The sequence below is a fragment of the Planctobacterium marinum genome, assembly GCF_036322805.1.
In the GTDB taxonomy this organism is placed as follows: domain Bacteria; phylum Pseudomonadota; class Gammaproteobacteria; order Enterobacterales; family Alteromonadaceae; genus Planctobacterium; species Planctobacterium marinum_A.
Map to the genome: position 1 here is coordinate 860573 of NZ_AP027272.1, position 21363 is coordinate 881935.

23 protein-coding genes are annotated in these 21363 nt (G+C 46.2%); 18 read left to right on the forward strand and 5 right to left on the reverse strand.

Going from position 1 to position 21363, the window contains the following annotated elements; all coding sequences use genetic code 11:
- Window positions 1-27: 27 nt before the first annotated feature.
- The 4 genes from AABA75_RS03865 to AABA75_RS03880 form a co-directional block, all read right to left on the reverse strand.
- Window positions 28-1044, reverse strand: coding sequence for a GGDEF domain-containing protein (locus tag AABA75_RS03865; protein WP_338291201.1), 1017 nt, complete (start codon window positions 1042-1044; stop codon window positions 28-30).
- 67 nt (window positions 1045-1111) lie between these two features.
- Window positions 1112-2524, reverse strand: a complete 1413-nt coding sequence (cysG, locus tag AABA75_RS03870; RefSeq protein ID WP_338291202.1) for a siroheme synthase CysG — start codon at window positions 2522-2524, stop codon at window positions 1112-1114.
- Between the two features lie 99 nt (window positions 2525-2623).
- Window positions 2624-4360 (reverse strand): DEAD/DEAH box helicase, encoded by a 1737-nt coding sequence (locus AABA75_RS03875; RefSeq protein ID WP_338291204.1) that lies wholly within the window; start codon window positions 4358-4360, stop codon window positions 2624-2626.
- 148 nt (window positions 4361-4508) lie between these two features.
- On the reverse strand, window positions 4509-5327 hold the full coding sequence (locus AABA75_RS03880) for an ion transporter (protein WP_338291206.1): 819 nt from the start codon (window positions 5325-5327) through the stop codon (window positions 4509-4511).
- A gap of 179 nt (window positions 5328-5506) precedes the next feature.
- Here AABA75_RS03880 and AABA75_RS03885 point away from each other — a divergent pair, with 179 nt between their 5' ends.
- The 4 genes from AABA75_RS03885 to AABA75_RS03900 all read left to right on the forward strand — a co-directional run bounded on the left by AABA75_RS03885 (window position 5507) and on the right by AABA75_RS03900 (window position 7092).
- On the forward strand, window positions 5507-6133 hold the full coding sequence (locus AABA75_RS03885; protein ID WP_338291207.1) for a MarC family protein: 627 nt from the start codon (window positions 5507-5509) through the stop codon (window positions 6131-6133).
- A gap of 123 nt (window positions 6134-6256) precedes the next feature.
- On the forward strand, window positions 6257-6427 hold the full coding sequence (locus AABA75_RS03890; protein ID WP_338291208.1) for a hypothetical protein: 171 nt from the start codon (window positions 6257-6259) through the stop codon (window positions 6425-6427).
- 114 nt (window positions 6428-6541) lie between these two features.
- Window positions 6542-6706 (forward strand): hypothetical protein, encoded by a 165-nt coding sequence (locus tag AABA75_RS03895; RefSeq protein WP_338291209.1) that lies wholly within the window; start codon window positions 6542-6544, stop codon window positions 6704-6706.
- 215 nt (window positions 6707-6921) lie between these two features.
- Complete coding sequence (locus AABA75_RS03900) at window positions 6922-7092, forward strand: hypothetical protein (RefSeq protein WP_338291210.1); 171 nt, start codon at window positions 6922-6924, stop codon at window positions 7090-7092.
- 67 nt (window positions 7093-7159) lie between these two features.
- On the opposite strand, the gene tolC is transcribed toward AABA75_RS03900, so the two are convergent.
- Window positions 7160-8467 (reverse strand): outer membrane channel protein TolC, encoded by a 1308-nt coding sequence (tolC, locus tag AABA75_RS03905; RefSeq protein WP_338291212.1) that lies wholly within the window; start codon window positions 8465-8467, stop codon window positions 7160-7162.
- Between the two features lie 278 nt (window positions 8468-8745).
- On the opposite strand from tolC, the gene nudF reads away from it, so the two are divergent.
- From nudF to AABA75_RS03975, 14 genes are all read left to right on the forward strand, one after another.
- The gene (gene nudF / locus AABA75_RS03910) at window positions 8746-9375 is read left to right on the forward strand and encodes an ADP-ribose diphosphatase (RefSeq protein WP_338291213.1); all 630 of its coding nucleotides are present in this window, start codon (window positions 8746-8748) and stop codon (window positions 9373-9375) included.
- A gap of 45 nt (window positions 9376-9420) precedes the next feature.
- Window positions 9421-9861 (forward strand): DUF1249 domain-containing protein, encoded by a 441-nt coding sequence (locus tag AABA75_RS03915; protein ID WP_338291214.1) that lies wholly within the window; start codon window positions 9421-9423, stop codon window positions 9859-9861.
- A 47-nt stretch (window positions 9862-9908) separates the two neighbouring features.
- Window positions 9909-10475 (forward strand): YqiA/YcfP family alpha/beta fold hydrolase, encoded by a 567-nt coding sequence (locus AABA75_RS03920; protein ID WP_338294799.1) that lies wholly within the window; start codon window positions 9909-9911, stop codon window positions 10473-10475.
- Window positions 10476-10584: 109 nt separating this feature from the next.
- Window positions 10585-12474: a DNA topoisomerase IV subunit B gene (gene parE / locus AABA75_RS03925; RefSeq protein ID WP_338291215.1), complete on the forward strand. Its 1890-nt coding sequence runs from the start codon at window positions 10585-10587 to the stop codon at window positions 12472-12474.
- 319 nt (window positions 12475-12793) lie between these two features.
- Window positions 12794-13651: a universal stress protein gene (locus AABA75_RS03930; RefSeq protein ID WP_338291216.1), complete on the forward strand. Its 858-nt coding sequence runs from the start codon at window positions 12794-12796 to the stop codon at window positions 13649-13651.
- 50 nt (window positions 13652-13701) lie between these two features.
- Window positions 13702-14172 (forward strand): Na+/H+ antiporter subunit E, encoded by a 471-nt coding sequence (locus AABA75_RS03935; RefSeq protein ID WP_338291217.1) that lies wholly within the window; start codon window positions 13702-13704, stop codon window positions 14170-14172.
- Window positions 14172-14444 carry a monovalent cation/H+ antiporter complex subunit F gene (locus tag AABA75_RS03940; protein ID WP_338291218.1) on the forward strand — a complete coding sequence of 91 codons (273 nt, stop codon included), beginning with the start codon at window positions 14172-14174 and terminating at the stop codon, window positions 14442-14444. Before AABA75_RS03935 ends, AABA75_RS03940 begins: the two co-directional genes overlap by 1 nt.
- The gene (gene mnhG, locus AABA75_RS03945; protein ID WP_338291219.1) at window positions 14434-14811 is read left to right on the forward strand and encodes a monovalent cation/H(+) antiporter subunit G; all 378 of its coding nucleotides are present in this window, start codon (window positions 14434-14436) and stop codon (window positions 14809-14811) included. The genes AABA75_RS03940 and mnhG overlap by 11 nt, the downstream gene beginning before the upstream one ends.
- A gap of 26 nt (window positions 14812-14837) precedes the next feature.
- On the forward strand, window positions 14838-15818 hold the full coding sequence (locus AABA75_RS03950; protein ID WP_338294800.1) for a Na(+)/H(+) antiporter subunit B: 981 nt from the start codon (window positions 14838-14840) through the stop codon (window positions 15816-15818).
- Window positions 15819-15823: 5 nt separating this feature from the next.
- Window positions 15824-16237: a cation:proton antiporter subunit C gene (locus AABA75_RS03955; protein ID WP_338291220.1), complete on the forward strand. Its 414-nt coding sequence runs from the start codon at window positions 15824-15826 to the stop codon at window positions 16235-16237.
- Complete coding sequence (locus tag AABA75_RS03960) at window positions 16206-17720, forward strand: monovalent cation/H+ antiporter subunit D family protein (protein ID WP_338291222.1); 1515 nt, start codon at window positions 16206-16208, stop codon at window positions 17718-17720. The genes AABA75_RS03955 and AABA75_RS03960 overlap by 32 nt, the downstream gene beginning before the upstream one ends.
- Window positions 17717-19183, forward strand: a complete 1467-nt coding sequence (locus AABA75_RS03965; RefSeq protein ID WP_338291223.1) for a proton-conducting transporter membrane subunit — start codon at window positions 17717-17719, stop codon at window positions 19181-19183. Before AABA75_RS03960 ends, AABA75_RS03965 begins: the two co-directional genes overlap by 4 nt.
- Window positions 19184-19477: a hypothetical protein gene (locus AABA75_RS03970; RefSeq protein ID WP_338291224.1), complete on the forward strand. Its 294-nt coding sequence runs from the start codon at window positions 19184-19186 to the stop codon at window positions 19475-19477.
- On the forward strand, window positions 19464-21158 hold the full coding sequence (locus AABA75_RS03975) for a Na(+)/H(+) antiporter subunit D (protein WP_338291225.1): 1695 nt from the start codon (window positions 19464-19466) through the stop codon (window positions 21156-21158). The genes AABA75_RS03970 and AABA75_RS03975 overlap by 14 nt, the downstream gene beginning before the upstream one ends.
- Window positions 21159-21363 lie beyond the last annotated feature (205 nt).

Below are 21363 nucleotides of genomic sequence, written 5' to 3' on the forward strand. Positions count from 1 at the left end.
AGGTAAGCGTTAGATTTTCTGAAATCACTATTTGATGGGCATTACCCGGTTGCGGCCTAATCGCTTGGCCTCGTATAGTTGTTTGTCGGCAGTCTCAATCAACTTTCCGGCAGATTTACCTGGTTCAAATGCCGAAACGCCAAAGGAAGCGGTAATATCCCCGATCACCTTACCCGAAGACTTTTGGGTGATCTGTAACTTCTCGATGTTACGGCGCATGGTTTCTGCCAGGTGACAGGCCCGGTCCTGGTTGCTCATGGGCAAGATGATGGCAAACTCCTCACCACCAAAACGAAATGCCTGAGCACCATCTCGGCAAGCCTGTTGCAATTTTTTGGCGACGGCTTTGAGCACTAAATCACCCATTTGATGGCCATGGGTATCGTTAAACTTTTTGAAGTGATCAACATCTGCCAGAATCAGGGCCGCCTGACCACTGGCCACTGCTGTAGCGAATTCCGAGTCAAAATAGCGTCGATTGTTCAATCCTGTCAGGGCATCCACCAAGGCTTCTTTTTTACTGACTTCCAGTTTTTCTTTTAATTCGCTAATCTCTTTTTCGGCATTGGCCATCGCGGCGGAAAAGGTGAGGGTGCTGTTGCGAATTTTTTGCCCTTCTTTGACTAGAGAACGCACCATAGACATGGTTTTCTCCACTGAGAAGCCCTCACTTTCGACCTTTTGGAGGCCATCCAGACTCTTATCCATGACGCTTCTGAAGTCATTGGTCTCGTGTCGTGTATCTTTCACCGTTTGGCTGAATTCTGTAATCATGGCATCGATACTTTGCCGCAACTGCCAGGCACTGACTTCTTGCTTATCAGCAACGTGAGTGCGATACATATCTAATGCACGTGCTTCAGAAATGGTTTTAAAACTATCAATAGCCGAATCTACAGCTTGATTTAGCTCAGGAGACTGATTACTGGCGTAGGTATACCAGATAGCGTAATTAGTGGGATCGGCAGATATCTTGTGTTTGATCAGCAAAGGAACCGTTTGCTTGAGGATCTTAAAGGAATTTTCCAGGTCGTCTGATGACATAATTACGCGTTAAACCGAGTCGTAGGATTGTATAGATTATTTCTTCCAAACTCGGTTAACGCAAGGCTCAATCCTGATTTTCTGCTTCAATAGTGTTACCAAACCAGTCAAATTGCTGCTGCATCGAGACAACCGTGCCCACAATTATAAGGGTTGGAGGCTTCAATGTAGCCACATCGGGATTGCTTAAAATGGTCTGCAAGGTACCCGTTACTACTTGCTGATTTTGTAGGGTGGCTTGTTGTATCAGCGCAATGGGAGTATCACTGGCAAGACCGTGCTCCTGTAGTTTCTGGCAGATAATCGCAAGACCCGTGAGCCCCATATAAAAAACAATGGTTTGATTGGGCTGGGCCAGGCCACTCCAATTCAGGTTAATAGTATTGTCCTTCAGGTGACCAGTGGCGAATACGACTGATTGCGCGTGATCGCGATGCGTTAGCGGTATGCCTGCATAGCTTGCTGCGCCATTGGCAGCCGTGATACCCGGCACCACCTGAAACTCAATTCCTGACTCAACTAAGGTTTCTAACTCCTCTCCACCGCGACCGAAGATAAAGGGATCGCCGCCCTTCAGACGCACCACTCGCTGCCCTTGTTGCGCTTTCTCCACTAACAAGGCACTGATTTGCTCCTGCGGGATAGTGTGGTTACTCATAGCTTTGCCCACATAGATTTTTTCGGCGTCACGGCGCACCAAATCTAGTATTTGAGGTGATACTAAACGGTCGAATATTACCACGTCGGCTTTTTGCATTAAGCGCAAGGCACGAAAGGTTAATAGCTCAGGGTCGCCTGGGCCTGCGCCGATGAGATAAACTTGTCCCTTGGAAAAGTCATCATCTTTTGCGGCTGAGGCGAGTTTTTCCAGAAAAGGTGTTTCCGCTGCTTCTTGTTTGCCCTGTAAAACATTCTCAGCAACATCACTATCGAAGAACCACTCCCAGAAATAACGTCGTTGGGTTACTGTCGGTAGTTGACTTTTAACGGTTTCACGAAACTTTTCGGCAAAATCGCCGAGCAATCGAATGTTCTGCGGAATGATGGCTTCCAACTTTTGGCGCAAATAGCGTAGCAACACAGGGGCTACGCCGCCGCTACTCATGGCGATGGTGATATTACCGCGGTCCACTATTGAGGGGGTGATAAAATCGCAAAGGGGAGGGTTATCTACCACATTAACGATAATACCTTTGGCTTTCGCTTGTTGCTGTATTTCGGCATTGAGCTGTTCATCGTTGGTGGCAACAAATACTAAATTAGCCTTGTCCAGATGCTCAGTTTCAAAGGGACTAATGGTAAGCGTAATTTTCCCTTGCTCCGCTAGCAAGGCTACTGTGTCCGATATATCCGGAGCCACAACACTGACGTTAGCTTCGGTTTTTAACAACAACTCTATTTTGCGCGCGGCAACTTCCCCGGCACCCACAACCAGAGCGTTAACATTTTGTGTATCGTAAAATAAGGGGAAGTAGCGCATATGCTTAAACCAATAATCAATCTGGAGAGATTCTGCCAGATTTATCTATAACCAATAAATCATTAATTGGTTATAGATATAATCATTGGTTATTTGAGGTTAGTCTTTTTTATGGCGCGGGCGAGATGACTTTTCCGGACGGTCTTGCCATTCGGTTAGATCTAGCTTTTGTCCGGCCACCCGCGTTTTCTTCAGAATATTGCGGATTTCACTCGGCATACCTTTAGGCAAATCAACCGTGGTGAAGTTATCGTAAATATTGATAGCGCCGATAAATTCACTGTCCAGACCCGCTTCATTGGCAATTGCGCCGACAATGCTGCCCGGGCGAACGTCGTGCTTGCGACCCACCATGATCTTATAGCGCTGCATGTTAGCGTCGGGTTTGTTGTCGCGTCGATTGCGACCTTTGCCATCACGACCGCCATCTCTGCCGCGATCACGTCCACCTTCGCGATTGCGGTCGCGACGATCACTCCTATCCCCCCGATCAGGAACATTAATCTCTGGTACATCTGCTTCAGACAAGAAAATTTGCTCTCCACCTTGGGCAAGGCTGGCAAATGCCGCCAGTAATGCTTCCGGGCTAGATTCTGTTTCTTGCTGGATCTGTTCTATGACCTCACCCCAGGCGTCAAGGTTAGTATCATCTAATGCTTCAACGACACGAGCTTTAAAACGGCTCAGGCGCGACTCGTTTAGCTCGCTCACATTAGGAATTGGCAGCGGCGAAATGTTCTGCTTTGTGGCCTTTTCAATCGACTTAAGCATACGCATCTCGCGCGGTGAAATAAACAGAATTGCTTCACCTTCGCGTCCAGCGCGGCCGGTGCGGCCAATGCGGTGCACGTAGCTTTCGGTATCGTAAGGGATGTCAAAGTTGATAACATGGCTGACGCGATCAACGTCCAGGCCTCGAGCCACAACATCGGTGGCTACCAGGATATCAATTTGTCCTTGCTTTAATCTGTCGACAGTGCGCTCACGAGATTTTTGTTGAATATCACCATTTAACGGCTCGACATCATAACCACGGGCAGCAAGTTTATCAGCTAACTCAGTTGTAGCGGTTTTAGTGCGTACGAAAATGATTACGCCATCAAACTCTTCCACTTCCAAAACGCGGGTTAAGGCTTCCAGCTTGTTGTTGGGAGATACCTTACAGAAGCGTTGACGGATTTTTTCCGCGGTGCTGGTTTTGGCTGCAATTTTTACGGTTTTAGGATTATCTAAAAACTTGTCTGCAATCTTGCGAATTTGCGGCGGCATAGTTGCGGAAAACAGGGCAATTTGACGCTCTTCTGGCACTTGCTCCATTACCCATTCAACATCGTCGATAAAGCCCATGCGCAACATTTCGTCAGCTTCATCCAAAACCAACATGCTGACATTATCCAGCTTTAAGGTTTTGCGTTTGATGTGATCGATTACTCGCCCGGGTGTACCAACAACGATTTGTACGCCGCGTTTAAGCTGGCGAAGTTGATGATCATAAGAAGAACCACCGTAAATGGGCAAAATGCGAATGCGGTCACTGAACGCTGCATAGGCCTGGAATGCTTCAGCAACTTGAATGGCCAGCTCACGGGTAGGCGCAAGCACTACTAATTGTGGTGAATTTATTTCTGGGTTGACCTTGGCCAACATCGGTAAGGCAAACGCGGCGGTTTTACCTGTACCCGTTTGTGCCTGACCAATCAGGTCATGGCCTTCGGCAAGCAACGGAATTGCTTCTGCTTGAATCGGGGAGGGGGTTTCATAGCCGATTTTGTCCAGTGCATCCAGCACTTGCTGGGGTAATTTTAGGTCACTGAACTTGATGGTATTGGATGTCATGTATAAGAATTTCCGGTAATGCGCGCCGGGAGGCGCAAAAATAAGCGTGATTTACGTTTTTCAGGGTTAAGAGAGCAATTGTAATTCAAATGCTCTCTTGGGGCCAATTTATTGTGCTTTATTTTTAAACAATTTAGTCAATCGCAAGTTAGCTCTTACCTTGCTGCTGCAAAATTTGTTCAAGCTGAGTTTGCACAGCGGTTAATTTGGCATCGAGATCTTTGATGGTGGGCTCGTGATTGGCTTCTCGTTCGGCCTTCAGTACCTTAGCATGCTCTTGCTCCATGACATTAACAACGATACCGATGACCATGTTCAAAAAGGCAAAAGCAGTGAAAAAGATGAAACTGATATAAAAAATCCAACTAAGTGGGTAATACTCCATGGTTTCGTACATAACATCAGTCCAATCTTCGAACGTCATAACCCGGAATAAGGTCAGCAGGGAAATAGCGATATCTCCCCATAATTCCGGATTGATATTGTAAAATAAAGTGCTGCCCACCGCTGCGTAGATATAAAAAATAATGAACATTAGCAGCATCACGTAGCCTAGTTGTGGCAAGGCTTTGATTAGACTGGTGAGCAATATGCGCAATTCAGGGATAAACGACACCATACGCAATACCCTGAAAACCCTGACCAGGCGGGCGATAACGGCGGCTTCTGAGTTTTCGATGGGGATCAAGCTGATCAACACAATTGTAGTGTCAAATATATTCCAGAAGTCTTTGAAAAAATTTCGTTTTTTGGTTTCAGCTAAAAAGCGAATGCTGATTTCCACCAGGAAAAATCCGGTAATAAACCAGTCTAAAAAGAAGGTGATTTGGTTAAAAGGGTCGGGAAGCTTGTAGGTTTTTGCACCCACTAACAGGGCAGAAAAAATAATCACCGAAATAACAAATAATTCGAATATTTTATTAGAGCGAATGCGCAAAAAAATGTTCTGAACTTCACGAATTTGCATGGTTAAAAAGTACCTACCGAAAAAATGCGCATAGCATAGGGGTTTGCTCCGGTCTGTCAAACGAAATCACATCTCTGTTAAGCGCTGTTTACAATTGCGATTTGTGCTACTTTTGAAATAAGCTGCTTAAGCACACAATTGCATTACAATATCGCTAACTAATTTCTGGAAGCACACAATTGGAACAGGTTCTCTTTGTCTTTACTTCGCTACTCGCCATGATCAATCCAATTGCTGCGATCCCGGTTTATATCAGTCTTACGCAAGCGTTGAGTCTTAAGACCCGACGCAAGGTGATCCTGCTCTCTACTGCCGCTGCCTTCTCGGCCATGGTTATTTTTGCTCTGGCTGGCCAGGCAATTTTTAGTTTCTTTAGCATTCATGTCAGCTCTCTACGGGTCGTTGGTGGGGTTTTGTTCTTCGTGATGGGCTATGAAATGTTGCGCGGCAGAACTGTGCCCAAAAAACTGCCAGAAGAAAGTGACGACAACTACGGTAAAGATATCGCAGTAACCCCGCTTGGTATTCCCATGATTTGTGGACCAGGGGCCATTACGATGGTTACGTTGTTTATGCAAGAAGCCACCAGTGCGATGCAACAGGTGAATGTAGTACTGGGTATTTTAGGAGCCTGCCTGGCCACGGCACTGGTGTTTACTATTGGTGAGAGCGTACTCAGGGTTTTAGGAAAAACCGGAGCGAATGTCATGATGCGCTTAATGGGACTTATCATGATGCTCATTGCTGTAGAGTTTTTCTTTGCCGGCATACTGTATTACGTAAAAACTATCGGTGCTGCTCTGTGAAATATGCGTGGATGTAGGATATCTCCTACAGGCTTTTCAGTCATGTCTACTCGTGCGAATTTAAAAATAATCTAAACTCTATAACTGATCAGATGTGTGAACTTTGGTAGTTAAAAAAGAGCAATGCAAAACAACGGCAACCTAAAATCTTTGCAGGAAAAACTGCGTCATTTAATGGGGACTTTACAGCAAAAGCCCGGTGACATGGGCGACGTACGTAGACTCACAAAACAGCTGCAACAGGTAGTGAGCGATGTAGATCAGCTTAAACAGCGATTGAGCGCCGATAACTAAACCCGTATTTTGTGTTCTATTTCTCAATTTCCTCGTTTTCCTGAAGTAAACTCTGCAAGGAATTTTGGTTTCTGTCGATAAGTACTACAACAGTAGAGTGATTACGGAGTAACCATGAAAATGACTCATCAGGAACAATTCCAAATTAAGGCGTTACAATTGTTTGGCGAATTGGATGGTGCTCATCGCAATAGACAAGATGGTGCGCTTCTGGCTCAGCGCTTTCAGAAAATGGTTGAAGATTTCAAGCTGGTTCAGCAGCAACACGAGACAATTTAACGCGCAATTACTCACTGCTTAGTGGCCTATGATTGCAGCAAATTAGTGAAACACTTCACCAAAGTGGGAAAACTAAATTGGTGACTCATTAGGATTACATATAATCGTCAGAAATGTCTTACACAAGATTAAGTGTCGTGCCAACGCATTAGCACTAACAGAGACATAAAATAACAGAAATACGCATCCCAACCATGATGAACAGGAAGAGCACCGTGACACCGCAAATGTTATTGGAAGAGTTACAGCAGAAAATTGGTAAAATCGCAGTTAATCTGAACAATATGCCAAAAGGCGAAGAGCAAGTGGCTAACATCAGTCATTCGCTGGAAGATGTGATTATCGATCTGGAATGTGTTCGCGATTACATCAAGGTGCGTGGTTAATAACAACTGCACTCACCTCAAAAAAAAAGGATGGCCATTGCCATCCTTTTTTGTATCCAAGCGTTGCTTAACTTTGGGTTAAGCCACTGTTGATGTCTGCGACATCCTGCTCCGACAAGGTACCCGCCGCTTGTTTCAGGCTGAGAATACTGGTGATATAGCCATAACGCGCGCCTGCCAGGTTTCGTTTGGCGTCGTACAGGTTTCGAGTACTTTGTAATACGTCAACGATGGTACGAGTGCCCACTTCAAAACCCGCCTCTGTGGCTTTCAGTGCGCTTTCTGCCGATACAACCGCTTGGTTTAACGCCTTAATACGAGAGATTGCTGCAGTCACGTCAAAGTAGTTAGAGCGCACACTGCGCACCACAGAACGATATATTCGCTCACGCTCTTCGCTGGTGGCAACAAAGCTGTAACGGGCAGAATCAACAGCAGCACTCACGCCACCACCTTGGTAAAGCGGGATAGTGACGCCTAATTCAATATAGCTGGTATCAAAACGGTCGGTTGATTCACTGATACTGGCATCCGATGATTGACCTTCCGTATCATTAGAATTGTATTGACCTCTCAGTGCTACGGTTGGATAGTGTCCATTCTTGGCAATTTCGATATCTTCTTTGGCAATATCAACGCTAAGTTTAGAGGCTAATAGTTGCAAGTTGCGATCTTCTGCTTGACTCACCCAGGCATTGATATCGCTTGGTGCAGGCATGCTGGCACTGAAAGTTTGGGTATTGAGCACATCGATATCGGGATGGTAATTTCCCGTGATTTCACGCAAAGCTTCTAGCGTGATCTCGACGTTATTTTGTGCGCTGATTTCGCTGGCTACGGCGGTATCAAACTGCGCCTGTGCTTCATGCACGTCGGTGATGGCCGTTAAACCCACTTCAAAACGCTGTTTGGTTTGCTCTAGCTGACGCTCGATGGCGCGCTTTTCTGCTTTGGCAAATTCCAAATCGTCTTGTGCTTGCAACACATTAAAATATGCGGTGACAGTGCGCACAATCAGATCTTGTTTAGCAAATCCATAGTTGGCGTCTGCCTGAGAGGCCTGAAGTTCAGCTCTGTCCAAATTTTTCCAATTAGAATAATCCCAAACAGACTGACTAAATCTTACGGTAATATCATTGGTATTTCTGTGAGTATCGCCATTGGTGCGGGAAGCGTCCAGAGCAAGCTCAATTTGCGGTAACAGACGAGCCTGATTTTGTGTGATACCGGCGTATGCTACGTCTTTGTTTGCCTGTGATTGCAGAGTTGCTGGATCGTTCTGTAAAGCCTGTTGATAGACCTGAAGCAAGTTTTCTGCTGCTGCCGTACCAACCAGTCCAAAACCCATCACGATGGACAAGAGTGTTTTTTTCATGTGCATTCCTAGTGTATTGTGCAGCTAATTGTCACTGCAAGCTTAGTCCAATTCCCGTTTATCGGAGCTATCTGTCACCTAATTTTTTAACAGACAGGTAAAGCAACCCCTATTATTTTTATGCTGCGCAGTTTACTGAAAGCCGAGGCAATCCCCAAATGCTTTGCAGTAACAGTCATTAAGCAAGTGTAACAGAATATTTTTGCCTGTAACCTTTATGACCGTGATAGTCTGTTCAGAGCTTTAACCGCAACACTCACCTGATAGAAGGAGCCATTGTGTCCAACTGGCATCGTTTTACTGATTCTGATGTAGAGATTGAACAACAAGAACCTAAATTTGAAGGTTTTTTTACCGTTTTCAACTATAAACTTCGGCATAAGTTATTCGCTGGTGGCTGGAGTGGCTGGATTTCTCGTGAAGTTCTAGACAGAGGTCATGCCGTTGCTATGTTGCCCTATGACCCTGTTCGGCAGGAATTCGTCATGATTGAGCAGTTTCGGGTAGGGGCTGTACCTACTTCCAATAAGCCTTGGTTGCTGGAAATTGTGGCCGGCATGATTGACGAGGGAGAAACTCGTGAAGCGGTTGCACTGAGAGAAGCACAGGAAGAGGCCGGACTCGAAGTTAAAAGCTTGATAGAATTGACAGATTATTTACCCAGTCCGGGCGGTGCCACAGAGCGTTTGTACCTTTATTTGGGCATTGTAGATGCCCAAGAGGCTCACGGTATTCACGGCCTGGACCATGAAAACGAAGACATACTAGTGCATCGCATTCCTGAAGCACAAGTATGGGAGCTTTTAAAGCTGGGAGAGTTTGACAATTCCGCCACCATTATTGCGCTGCAATGGTTCTTCTTACACAAACAAGAACTATTGGAAAAAGTAGCGGCAAATAAGGTATAACAATAGCTCTATCTGATAAGCATATTTAAGGAAAACGAATAATAGATGGCAACCCACGCGCAGCCAAATAAGAAATACTTCCCTAACCTCAAAGGGTTACATACTCTTTGTGAGGTGAATTACGCGCGTTTGCTAAAGTTATTACCGGATTGTGATACTGAAAGCCTTAGTTATGAATTTGGGGATGGTGACAACCTGAATTATCAGATTTCTATTATTGAAGCCAGCCGTTATACCAGCACGTTGGATGTACGGCAGTTAAATGAAGCCTTACCGGGCTGGATGAAACCAACGATGAAAGTGCGTTTGTATCACGACGCCCGCATGGCAGAAGTGCTAAGTAGCCAGAATGTATCAGCGATACAACCTAGCTACCCTTATCCCAATAAAAACATGCATCAGAAGAATGAAAAAGAAATGACCAATCTGTTTTTGGCTGAGTGGTTGGTGTTTTGTTTAAAGCAACAGGCTAATGCTCCTGTTTAATGTCTTTCGCTATTGTTCAAATACATTAAGGAATTCCATTGAAAAAGGTGCTCATTTATTTGCATGGCTTCTTGAGTTCTCCCGCCTCTGTAAAAGCACAGGCAACCCTGGCTTACTGGCAGCAACATCACCACGATATTGAGTTTGTATGTCCACAACTGCCTTGTTATCCCGACGACGCTAAAAACCTGTTGGATGGTTTAGCGCAAAAATATCAAGACGCGCACGTGGGCTATGTCGGTAGTTCACTTGGCGGTTTTTTAAGTACTTACATGTCGGATAATTATGGCGGCAAAGCGGTACTGATTAATCCGGCGGCCAAGCCCCATGAGGTACTCGAGGAGTATCTCGGAGAGCACGTTCACCCCTTCACACAAGAGCGCTTTGTATTGAAACCGGAACACATGCAGCAGCTCGAACAGATGTACCAGCCCGTTCCTGTCGATCACGCGCAGTTTTGGGTGTTATTGCAAACAGAAGATGAAACCCTGGACTACCGAGACGCTGAACAAAAATATCAGAGAAGCAAATTAACCATTGAGCAGGGCGGTGATCACGCGTTTCAAGGATACGAGCGATTTTTACCTGATATTTTCCGTTTTTTGTTTGATTAAAGATTGCTAGTATCTTTGAATGAGTTTGAAAGACCCAATGGTCTGCTTGAATGCCGTATGTCGGCATCGTGTATTTTCAATAAAATAACCATAAGAAAGAAGTATCCGCATGTCAGAACAATATAATGCTGAAGCCATTGAAGTCCTAAATGGATTGGAGCCTGTGCAACGCCGCCCCGGCATGTACACAGATACGACCCGGCCCAACCATCTCGGCCAGGAAGTTATCGACAACAGTGTCGATGAAGCATTGGCAGGACACGCTGATAGTATCAAAGTGATTTTGCATGAAGATCAGTCTTTAGAAGTGATAGACGATGGTCGTGGTATGCCGGTGGATATTCATCCCGAAGAGGGCATATCCGGGGTTGAACTGATCATGACCAAACTGCACGCCGGTGGTAAGTTTTCTAATAAGAACTACCAGTTTTCAGGGGGGCTGCACGGCGTAGGTATCTCTGTGGTAAATGCCTTATCAACCCGAGTAGAGGTGAATGTTCGCCGTGATGGCAACGTTTTTGCCATTGCTTTTGAAAACGGCAATAAAGTTGAAGAACTGGAAATTATCGATACCTGTGGCAAGCGCAATACTGGGACGCGGGTGCGCTTCTGGCCGGATGCTTCCTATTTTGATTCTGCCAAGTTTTCCGTGAGCAAAATGTGCCATATTTTGCGAGCTAAGGCGGTATTGTGTCCTGGCCTTAAAATTCGCTTTGACAATAAAATCACCAAAGAAACCACCGAATGGCAATATCAGGACGGTTTGCGCGATTATCTGATGCAATCCGCCAAAGACTATATCAGTCTACCAGAAGATGAGCCCTTTGTAGGCCAGTTTTCGGGCAATAACGAGGCCGCTGACTGGGCTGTGATCTGGCTACCTGAAGGGGGCGAGATTGTTAATGAGAGCTACGTTAACCTGATCCCAACTGCCCAAGGCGGTACTCACGTTAATGGCTTGCGTCAGGGGTTGTTGGAAGCAATGCGCGAGTTTTGTGAATTTCGCAACCTGCTGCCTCGCGGCGTTAAACTCACCCCTGAAGATATTTGGGATAAGTGCAGTTACATTCTCTCCACGAAAATGCAGGATCCGCAATTTGCGGGACAAACCAAAGAAAGGTTGTCGTCTCGCCAGGCATCTGCCTTTGTTTCAGGCGTGGTAAAAGATGCTTTTTCTTTGTGGCTCAACACGCATACCGATGTTGCTGAAACCTTATCTGAATTTTTTATTGCCAATGCTCAGCGCCGCCTGCGTCAAAGCAAAAAAGTCGCGCGCAAGAAAGTAACATCTGGCCCGGCATTGCCCGGCAAATTAACCGACTGTACCACTCAAGATACCAGTCGCTCGGAGCTCTTCCTGGTGGAAGGAGATTCTGCGGGTGGTTCTGCGAAGCAGGCGAGAGACAAGGAATTTCAGGCGGTGATGCCGCTGCGAGGCAAAATCCTCAATAGCTGGGAGGTGGACTCATCTCAGGTATTAGCTTCGCAGGAAATTCACGATATTTCCGTTGCCTTGGGTATTGACCCAGATAGTGAAGACATTTCCGGTTTGCGTTACGACAAGGTGTGCATCCTGGCCGATGCCGACTCTGATGGTTTGCACATCGCAACCTTGTTGTGTGCCTTGTTTGTAAAACACTTCCGAGCGCTAGTTAACGCCGGTCATGTTTATGTGGCCATGCCGCCACTATATCGTATCGATGTGGGCAAAGAAGTGTTTTATGCCTTGGACGAAGGCGAAAAAGAAGGCGTTCTGGATCGCATTCAGGCTGAAAAGAAAAAAGGCAAAGTGAATGTGCAGCGCTTTAAAGGTTTGGGTGAAATGAACCCAATTCAGTTACGTGAGACCACCATGGATCCCAATACTCGTCGCCTCGTTCAGCTTACCGTTGATGATGCCCAGCAAATGTTGGAATTAATGGATATGCTACTGGCTAAAAAGCGTTCCTCAGAACGTAAAGACTGGCTGGAAGATAAGGGCAATCTGGCGGTAGTTTAGTTGTTTTATATCAACCCAGGCACTTACATCCAAATCGGTTAGCGCCCAGGAGTGTAAAGTCCTTAGCTGATATGCAACAAGCCGAAACTGCGTTTCGGCTTTTTATTATGTAAACTTTCCTTTCAATTAATATCTGATTGTGTTTCAGATATTTTCGAAGTTTGTTGTGTTTGAGTTTTTTTGGGCCAAAGTCTATTTTGGTGGATTAGTTGTTGAATCAAAAGACTATTTTTTTGATTGTCCGAGAGTCGCCGCATTTTTCAGGAACTCTTCTATACTTAACTTCATTCATCATAAGAATGCTCCACCAAGAGTACGCATGGCTAAAAAAATCCTGGTGATCACCGACAAGCACGAGCGTGAGAACTGCTCGTTAAACAAAGCGCACGAGGTTGCTGCGCCGCTTGGCGAAGACATAGAAGTAATACGTTTTATCAAGGAAGAGGATCAGCACGACGATGCAACCCTGAAAACCTCTGACAATGAACTTCGCACAACCCTAAGTCAGATTTTCAAAGATTACCCGCAAAAAGACAGTATCAAAAGCAAGGTTGTTGTCACTGACAATGTGGCCCAGTGGGTGACAGAGTATTGTAAGTCGGAGAACTTCGATTTAATTATCAAAACTGGTCATCGCTCTGAATCTTTGTTTCACACGCCATGCGATTGGGAATTGATCCGCAATGTTTCGGTGCCTGTTCTTATTTCTCATCATCGCAGTTGGAAAAGCAATCACGCCTTGATGGCAGCCATTGATCCGACCTCTAGTGACAAAGCCCACATCGAATTAAATCATGCTATTCTGAACTGGACAAAAAAGTGGGCAACGACCTTCGATTGCACAGTGCATGTGCTGTATTGCCTGGAGGTTTCCAGTATTAAACAAGATCTGGATTTGGTGGATATCAAGCGTTATGAGCAGAAACACCGGGCCGAAGCTGAACAAAAAGTGGCAGACTTACTGGCTGAATTTGACATGCCAGAGGTACAGATTCACGTTGTAGCAGGAGAGCCTGCCAAAGTGATATCCCACTGCGCCAATGAGATCCGAGCTGAAATGGTGATCATGGGCAGTATGGGGCGCAAAGGTTTGTCTGGACTGCTGTTTGGTAATACCGCAGAGAAAGTAATGCATCACTTGAGAACGGATTCGCTTGTTATTGAAGCGAAAAAGTAATAAAAAATAATAATATAACTTCGTCAGTGGATTACTGAAAAGGAGGGAACGTGCGACATACACTGAGCTTTACTGTGACCCTGATGGTATTTTGGTTACTGTTATCCGGTCATATTACATCGTTGATGTTAAGCCTTGAGGTTATCTCTGTTGTCTCGGTGATTCTCCTGGTTCATCGTCTGGGTATGTTCGATCAGGAAACTCACCCTACAAACCTGATCCTCAAGCTTCCCAAATTTTTGAGCTGGTTAATTGCCGACCTGATAATGTCCAATCTGCAGGTGGTGAAGCTCATTTGGCAACCCAAACCACAACTTTCTCCTGCTTTATTAACCGTTAACATGCATCAACCCGGTGATATGGAGCGGGTGATTTACGCCAACTCGATTACCGTTACGCCAGGTACTTTAACTGTCGATTTGCAGAATGACACCATCACTGTTCACACTTTAACTGAAGATATGAGTACTACGATCCGTTCCGGGGAAAGGGATCACAAAGTGAAAGGATTTTTAAGCTGATGTTTACTGCTGCTTCAATCGCTATTCTGGTAACCATGTTTTTGGCTCTGCTCCGGGCAGTGTTGGGACCTTCTTTGTACGACCGTATTCTGGCGGTCAACATGTTTGGTACAAAAACCGTTTTGTTTATTGCTGTGGTGGGCTTTTTGATGGGCCGGCCCGAGTTTCTGGATATTGCCTTGGTGTATGCTCTTATGAACTTTATCAGTGTGATCGCCATTTTACGCTTTTTTGAGTACGACACACGAGGAGAAACCAATCATGACAGGTGAAATGGTGATTGATATTCTCAGTGGAATTCTGCTGGTGGCGGGCAGCTTCTTTTGCTTTTCCGGAGCCGTGGGCTTATTTCGATTTCCTGATTTTTTTACCCGCATGCATGCCGCCAGTGTTACCGACACCTTGGGGGCGGGAATGGTTTTATTTGGCTTGATGCTGCAAGCTGGATTCACTCTGATAACAGTTAAATTATTGTTTATCTTTGCTTTCTTGTTACTGACGGGACCAGCTGCCAGCCACGCGATGGCTAAATCAGCCATTCACAGCGGGCACTTGCCCAAAGGAAAGCATTACGCGTGCGATATGCCCGATCATGTTAACGATACTGAGAATTCTGGAGGTGCAGAATCGAAACGCTAATCCACATTTTTCTGTTACTTTTCTTACTGCTCACAGCATTAACCATTATTGCGCTTAAGGATTTGTTTGCTGTTGCCATGTTAAGTGGCATTTATGGCTTATTGTCTGCAAGCCTGTTCGTGGTTTTAGACGCCGTGGATGTTGCGTTTACGGAAGCGGCAGTGGGAGCGGGAATTTCAACCATTTTAATGCTCACCACGCTGGCGATTACCGGTCGCTACGAATTGTCAAAACCGAAACTCAGAACCCGCGTGGGCCTGGTACTGGTGACTGTCATTGGCGTATTACTGATTTATGGCACCTTAGGGATGCCACATTTTGGTGGTACAGACAACCCTGCCAATGGTCATGTGGCTGCCTGGTATATTGCTAATACCTCTGAGCAGATTGGCATTCCAAACTATGTTACCGCTGTTTTAGCCAGCTATCGCGGTTTTGATACCTTTGGCGAACTCGTGGTGGTATTTACTGCAGGTATCGGTGTATTAGCGCTTTTACCGCACACGCCAGGTAACTTCGAAGTAGACGATCATCAGCCCATGAAGCAGCACTTGATTCTGCGCATTATTTCTAAATTGCTGATCCCCTTCATTTTACTATTTGCCTTATACGTGCAATTTCACGGGGACTTTGGCCCAGGCGGTGGTTTCCAGGCCGGTGTAATTTTTGCCGCGGCGATTATCCTGTACAGCATGATCTTTGGGTTGGCAAAAACCATGTCGGTTATTAATTTTGCTGTAGTGCGGTTTTGCGCGGCACTAGGTGTTCTGTTGTACGGCGCAGTGGGTATTGTCTCCATGCTCAAAGGCGATGTGTTCCTGAATTATTCTGCTTTGGCAGAAGATACGCTGGCGGGGCAGCACATTGGTATCATTTTAATTGAGCTGGGTGTGGGTATCACCGTTGCAGCCGTCATGATATGCGTCTTCTTCACCTTCTCTGGAAGTGTGGATATGTCTGATAAACCCGGTGAAAAACGGGCAATGCAAGATAACATGGAGCAGTAGTTGCAATGACATTTGACTCTGATTTTTTGCAAATGTTTTATGGGCTATTCAATTATTGGATAGTGGTAGCGTTGATGATGTGCGGTTTGTATGTGGTGATCACCGACGGCAATCTGATTAAGAAAGTGGTTGGGCTCACTATCCTGCAAACCTCGGTGTTTATTCTCTACATTAGTATGGCGAATATTGCCGGAGCAACCGCTCCGATTGAGGTACCTGAGGGAGCTGTATATTCTAATCCGCTTCCACATGTGCTTATTCTCACCGCAATCGTCGTGAGTATTTCTACCACGGCATTGGCCCTGGCGCTGATTGTTCGAATAAAGCGGGCCTATCACACAGTGGAAGAGGATGTTATTCAGCGCTGGGATGTGAAGAAATATCGCAATGAAAAACGCGGTAGGGGGCATCATGAATAGCGTGCACTTACCCATCTTGCAGGTGCTTGTGCCTTTATTGGCTGCGCCTCTGTGTCTGTTAATTAATCACAAGAAGCTGAACTGGATATTCACCCTACTGGTCAGTGGCTTTTCCTTCTTTGTGGCAGTGCAACTGTTAATGACGGTGAGCAATTCTGGTCCCTTGTCTTATCACCTCGGTGGTTGGTTACCGCCGTACGGCATAGAAATTCACATAGATCAGCTCAACGCCTTTGTAGCCATGATCATCACTGCTATCAGCACACTGGTATTATTGTCTGCCTACACCAGCCTGGAAGACAAAAACGACATAACCCAAGGCGTCAATACCTACTTTTATGTGGCTTATTTATTGTGTTTTGCTGGACTGCTGGGCATCCTGGTAACTGGCGATGCCTTTAACTTGTTCGTATTCCTGGAAATCTCATCGCTGGCCTCTTATGTGCTGATCGCATTGGGTAAAGACAAGCGCGCTTTATGGGCTTCCTTCCAATACCTGGTGATGGGGACCATAGGTGCCACCTTTATTTTGATTGGTATCGGCCTGCTTTACATGAAAACCGGCACGTTGAATATGGCCGATCTAGCCGCGCGATTACCCGAGATGGCGGATACCCGAACGGTATTTGTCGCCTTTTGCTTCTTTATTGTAGGGGTCTGTTTAAAGATGGCGGTATTCCCGCTGCATATGTGGCTACCTAATGCTTATGCCTTTGCACCGACAGTTGTTACGGCCTTTTTAGCGGCTTCGGCTACTAAAGTGGCGCTTTATGTTGTGGTGCGGTTCGTCTTTGTGGTGTTTGGCGTAGAGTTCTCCTTCACTATCGTGCCCTTACAAGCCGTATTTGTAACCTTAGGAGCACTCGGAGTGATAGTCGCATCGCTGGTGGCTATCAATCAGAAAAACATCAAGCGCATGTTGGCCTATTCCAGTGTCGCACAAATCGGATACATGGTACTGGGTTTAAGCATCGGTACGGCAACCGGGCTTATGGCCAGTTTACTGCATCTGTTTAACCATGCCTTGATGAAAGGCGCATTGTTTCTCGCCTTGGGCGCGATTTTTTACCGTGTCGGCGGTGTGAGTCTTAAACATCTGCAAGGCATTGGTAAAGAGATGCCCTTAACCATGGCCGCATTTGTTATCGGTGGCTTGAGCATCATCGGTATGCCCTTAACCGTAGGCTTTGTCAGTAAGTGGTATTTATTGCAGGCAGCCCTGGAACAAAGCTGGTACATGGTGTCGCTGATCATCCTGTTGGGCTCACTACTTTCTGTAATCTACATCTGGAAGGTGGTAGAAGCTGCTTATTTCAAACCCGCATTGGCGGATCGTAAACCTGTGACTGAGGCGCCTTTGAGTTTACTCATTCCCATCTGGATTTTGGTACTGGCTAATCTTTATTTCGGTATCGATACCAATCTTTCCGTAACCACAACAGAGCAGGTAGCGCAGCAGCTTCTGCAAGGTGGTAAGCCATGAGTACCACAAACTTATTGCTCACCACATTTGCCTTGCCGCTGATACTGATAGCGTTAATATTGCTGTTTCGCAAACAGCCCAATCTGCGGGAAGCCGCCAGCATTGGCGTTGGGATATTGGTGTTTGTTTGTAATCTGATGTTGTTACAACATTGGTTAACAACAGAAGAAATATCTTTCACTCTGTTTACCTTGTTTCCAGGTGTCACTATCGCCTTTGACATAGAGCCGCTGGGGATGATCTTTGCACTGGTTGCCAGTGCCTTGTGGCCAGTCACTACGCTTTATGCATTGGGTTATATGCGTGCCCATCACGAACCCAGACAAACCCAGTTTTATTGCTTTTTTGCGCTGTCGATTTTTTCGGTAATGGGCATCGCTTTTGCGGGCAACCTGATGACCTTGTTTGTCTTTTATGAACTGCTTACTTTGGCCACTTTCCCGTTGGTGGCCCATGCCGGTACCAAAAAAGCCAAACGCGGGGCGAGAACTTATTTGGGTATCTTACTGTTTAGTTCCATTTTATTTTTCCTTTTGGCCGTTATCAGTACCTGGCATTTTACCGGCACCATGGATTTTAAACTTGGCGGTATCTTAGATGGCGTTAGTGATGGTGTTGTTTCGGTACTGCTTATTCTGTTTGTATTTGGGGTGGGCAAGGCCGCTATTATGCCTCTGCATGGCTGGCTACCTGCAGCAATGGTGGCCCCCACACCCGTAAGTGCTCTTTTACATGCCGTTGCGGTGGTAAAAGCCGGGGTATTCACCATCCTTAAGGTGATGGTGTATGTATTTGGTATCGAACGCCTGGCAACGATCCCCAGTGGTACTTTCTTGCTCTATCTTGCGGGCTTTTCTATCTTGTTTGCCTCGTTGGTTGCCATTCGCAAGCGCAACTTAAAAGCCCGTCTCGCCTGGTCAACTGTCAGCCAGTTGGGTTACATTACGATGGGGGCCTTGCTGGCCAGTCCGCTAGGTGTGGTAGGTAGCGCAATGCATATCACTATGCATGCCTTTAGTAAAATCACCCTGTTTTTCTGTGCTGGTGCCATTATCGTGGCCGCTCACAAAACTGAAATTCCACAAATGCGAGGTTTAGGTAAGCAAATGCCTATCACCATGCTGGCTTTTGGTATTGCCAGTTTGGGTATCATTGGCCTGCCACCTGCAGGTGGTACCTGGAGTAAATGGATGTTGTTGATGGGCACTGCAGAAACCGAACATTGGATCTTGATGTTAATTCTGATGGTGAGTTCCTTACTGAGCATTGGCTACTTACTGCCTGTAACCTTACGTGCTTTCTTCCCCGGTCCGGAAGGCCCGGCAGAGCCAGTGCATGCCAATGGCCGATTTGATCTGGCCCCGACGGCCTCATTAATCGCTATCGTTATTACAACGTTTGCCTGTCTTGCACTGTTTTTTTACGCCGATGCCATATATCAATTTGCAATGAGGGTGGTGTAGATGAAAGAACCACAAAACTATATGCTCGACAACCCTGTCGTGATCAAACGTATCCTTTTGGTGTTCTACATTATCTGTGGTGTGCTGGTGGCACTGGACTTTATCCTGCACCGACACACCGAGCACCCTTGGGAGACCTTACCCGCCTTTTATCCTATTTACGGCTTTATTGGCTGTGTAGTGTTGGTACTTATCGCTAAGTGGATGCGCATAGTGGTAATGCGTGATGAAGAATATTACGAGCCATTAGACGAGGCACAAGAAAAGGGAAGGGAAGAACATGTTGGGGAGTGATTTAGCACCGTTCATCCCGTTTTATCTGGGAGCAATACTGGCCGCATTATTAAATGATAGGCTAAGATCCATCGTCACCCTTGTTGTGCCCCTTATTGGTTTGGCACTATTGTTAAATCTTTCTGATGGTGTACATTGGCAATGGGGCTTTTTTGGCTTGCAGCTCACGCCATTTGAAGTGGACAAGCTTAGCATTCTGTTCGGTATTATTTTCCATATCGCAGCCATCATTGCTGCGCTTTACGCCTGGCATGTGAAAGACAAAATGCAGCAAATTGCCAGTATGCTTTATGCTGGTAGTGCCTTGGGAGCAGTATTTGCAGGTGATCTAATCACGGTGATCGTGTTTTGGGAAATGCTGGCTCTGACTTCAGTATTCTTGGTATGGGCGCGACGCTCTGAACGTGCTATCAGTTCCGGTTTCCGTTATCTGTACTTTCAAATTCTCTCTGGTCTGCTGCTTATCGCCGGTACGATTTTTTACATCAACCAGACTGGCTCGGTTGAGCTGGGCTTTATTGGCCTGGAAAGCATTGCCGGCTGGCTGATTTTGCTTGCTTTTGGTGTTAAGTGCGCCTTCCCGCTGTGTCATAACTGGCTTACCGATTCCTATGCCGAATCAACGGTAACGGGGACGGTGTTTTTAAGCGCTTTTACCACCAAAACCGCGGTTTACATGTTAGCCAGAACTTACCCGGGCACCGAGCTGTTGGTGTATGTGGGCGCTGCCATGACCTGTTTTCCTATCTTTTATGCGGTAATTGAAAACGACTTACGCCGGGTATTGGCCTACAGCATGATCAACCAGATAGGTTTTATGGTGTGTGGTATCGGGATCGGTACTGCGCTGGCCATCAATGGCGCAGTGGCTCACGCCTTTAACGATATTATCTTTAAAGGGTTGCTGTTTATGTCGGTGGGCGCGGTACTTTACATGACAGGCCGAAGTAATGCCTCTGAACTGGGCGGTCTGTACAAAAGCATGCCCAAAACCACGATATTCTGTCTCATTGGCGCAGCGTCTATTTCGGCCTTCCCCCTATTTAGTGGCTTTGTTAGTAAGTCCATGGTGATGAGCGCTGTGCTCAAAGAGGGCTATGACTGGATTTGGCTGATGCTGTTGTTTGCCTCTGCCGGGGTATTCCACCACGCTGGTATCAAAATCCCTTATTTCGCCTTTTTTGCTCACGACAGTGGCATCCGAACTAAAGAAGCCCCGCTCAACATGCTTCTGGCGATGGGGGTTGCTGCCACTTTGTGTATTTTCATTGGGGTTTTCCCGGAAGTCTTGTACGGTCTATTGCCGTTCGCAACGGATTACACCGCTTACGATACGACTCACGTGTTGGCACAAATGCAGATCCTGTTCTTTTCGGCTCTGGCCTTTGTATGGCTCAACCTGAAAGGCTACTACCCGCCAGAATTACGCTCAGTTAATCTGGATGCCGAGTGGTTGTATCGCCGCGTATTACCGGATGTATTGCGCAGCGGGCTTGCCGTATTCCGCAACATGGAAAGAGCTGCCTCACAATGGGTATCATTAGGGTTAAATAGCTTTAGTCATGTGTTCCTGAATCGCAAAGGTGTATTTGGTAAGTTTTCCAAATCCAACCCCACCAGTACGATGGTTATGTGGGTAACCGTGTTCCTGGCGTCCTATTTGCTGTTTAGTTTTGTGTGAAGTCTGATTGATTGGTATTGACCCTGGTGTAACTCCAGGGTTTATACTTCGTCTTATAGCGCTTTTGTTGGACCTCTCGGCTAAGAGCTACTCTGGCGCGAGACATGATATTTTGCTACTTTATTCTGCTATGAAAAATCTTATCGCTAACATTGTTGTGTTGTTCGTGGTTGTCGTTGCTCTTTTGGGGCAGGCGATGGCGTAC

Coding starts and splice junctions, on each gene's coding strand:
- AABA75_RS03865 (WP_338291201.1), bottom strand. CDS start 1,044: ATGTCATCAGACGACCTGGAAAATTCCTTTAAGATCCTCAAGCAAACG.
- cysG (WP_338291202.1), bottom strand. CDS start 2,524: ATGCGCTACTTCCCCTTATTTTACGATACACAAAATGTTAACGCTCTG.
- AABA75_RS03875 (WP_338291204.1), bottom strand. CDS start 4,360: ATGACATCCAATACCATCAAGTTCAGTGACCTAAAATTACCCCAGCAA.
- AABA75_RS03880 (WP_338291206.1), bottom strand. CDS start 5,327: ATGCAAATTCGTGAAGTTCAGAACATTTTTTTGCGCATTCGCTCTAAT.
- AABA75_RS03890 (WP_338291208.1), top strand. CDS start 6,257: ATGCAAAACAACGGCAACCTAAAATCTTTGCAGGAAAAACTGCGTCAT.
- AABA75_RS03895 (WP_338291209.1), top strand. CDS start 6,542: ATGAAAATGACTCATCAGGAACAATTCCAAATTAAGGCGTTACAATTG.
- tolC (WP_338291212.1), bottom strand. CDS start 8,467: ATGAAAAAAACACTCTTGTCCATCGTGATGGGTTTTGGACTGGTTGGT.
- AABA75_RS03915 (WP_338291214.1), top strand. CDS start 9,421: ATGGCAACCCACGCGCAGCCAAATAAGAAATACTTCCCTAACCTCAAA.
- parE (WP_338291215.1), top strand. CDS start 10,585: ATGTCAGAACAATATAATGCTGAAGCCATTGAAGTCCTAAATGGATTG.
- AABA75_RS03930 (WP_338291216.1), top strand. CDS start 12,794: ATGGCTAAAAAAATCCTGGTGATCACCGACAAGCACGAGCGTGAGAAC.
- AABA75_RS03940 (WP_338291218.1), top strand. CDS start 14,172: ATGTTTACTGCTGCTTCAATCGCTATTCTGGTAACCATGTTTTTGGCT.
- mnhG (WP_338291219.1), top strand. CDS start 14,434: ATGACAGGTGAAATGGTGATTGATATTCTCAGTGGAATTCTGCTGGTG.
- AABA75_RS03955 (WP_338291220.1), top strand. CDS start 15,824: ATGACATTTGACTCTGATTTTTTGCAAATGTTTTATGGGCTATTCAAT.
- AABA75_RS03960 (WP_338291222.1), top strand. CDS start 16,206: ATGAAAAACGCGGTAGGGGGCATCATGAATAGCGTGCACTTACCCATC.
- AABA75_RS03965 (WP_338291223.1), top strand. CDS start 17,717: ATGAGTACCACAAACTTATTGCTCACCACATTTGCCTTGCCGCTGATA.
- AABA75_RS03970 (WP_338291224.1), top strand. CDS start 19,184: ATGAAAGAACCACAAAACTATATGCTCGACAACCCTGTCGTGATCAAA.
- AABA75_RS03975 (WP_338291225.1), top strand. CDS start 19,464: ATGTTGGGGAGTGATTTAGCACCGTTCATCCCGTTTTATCTGGGAGCA.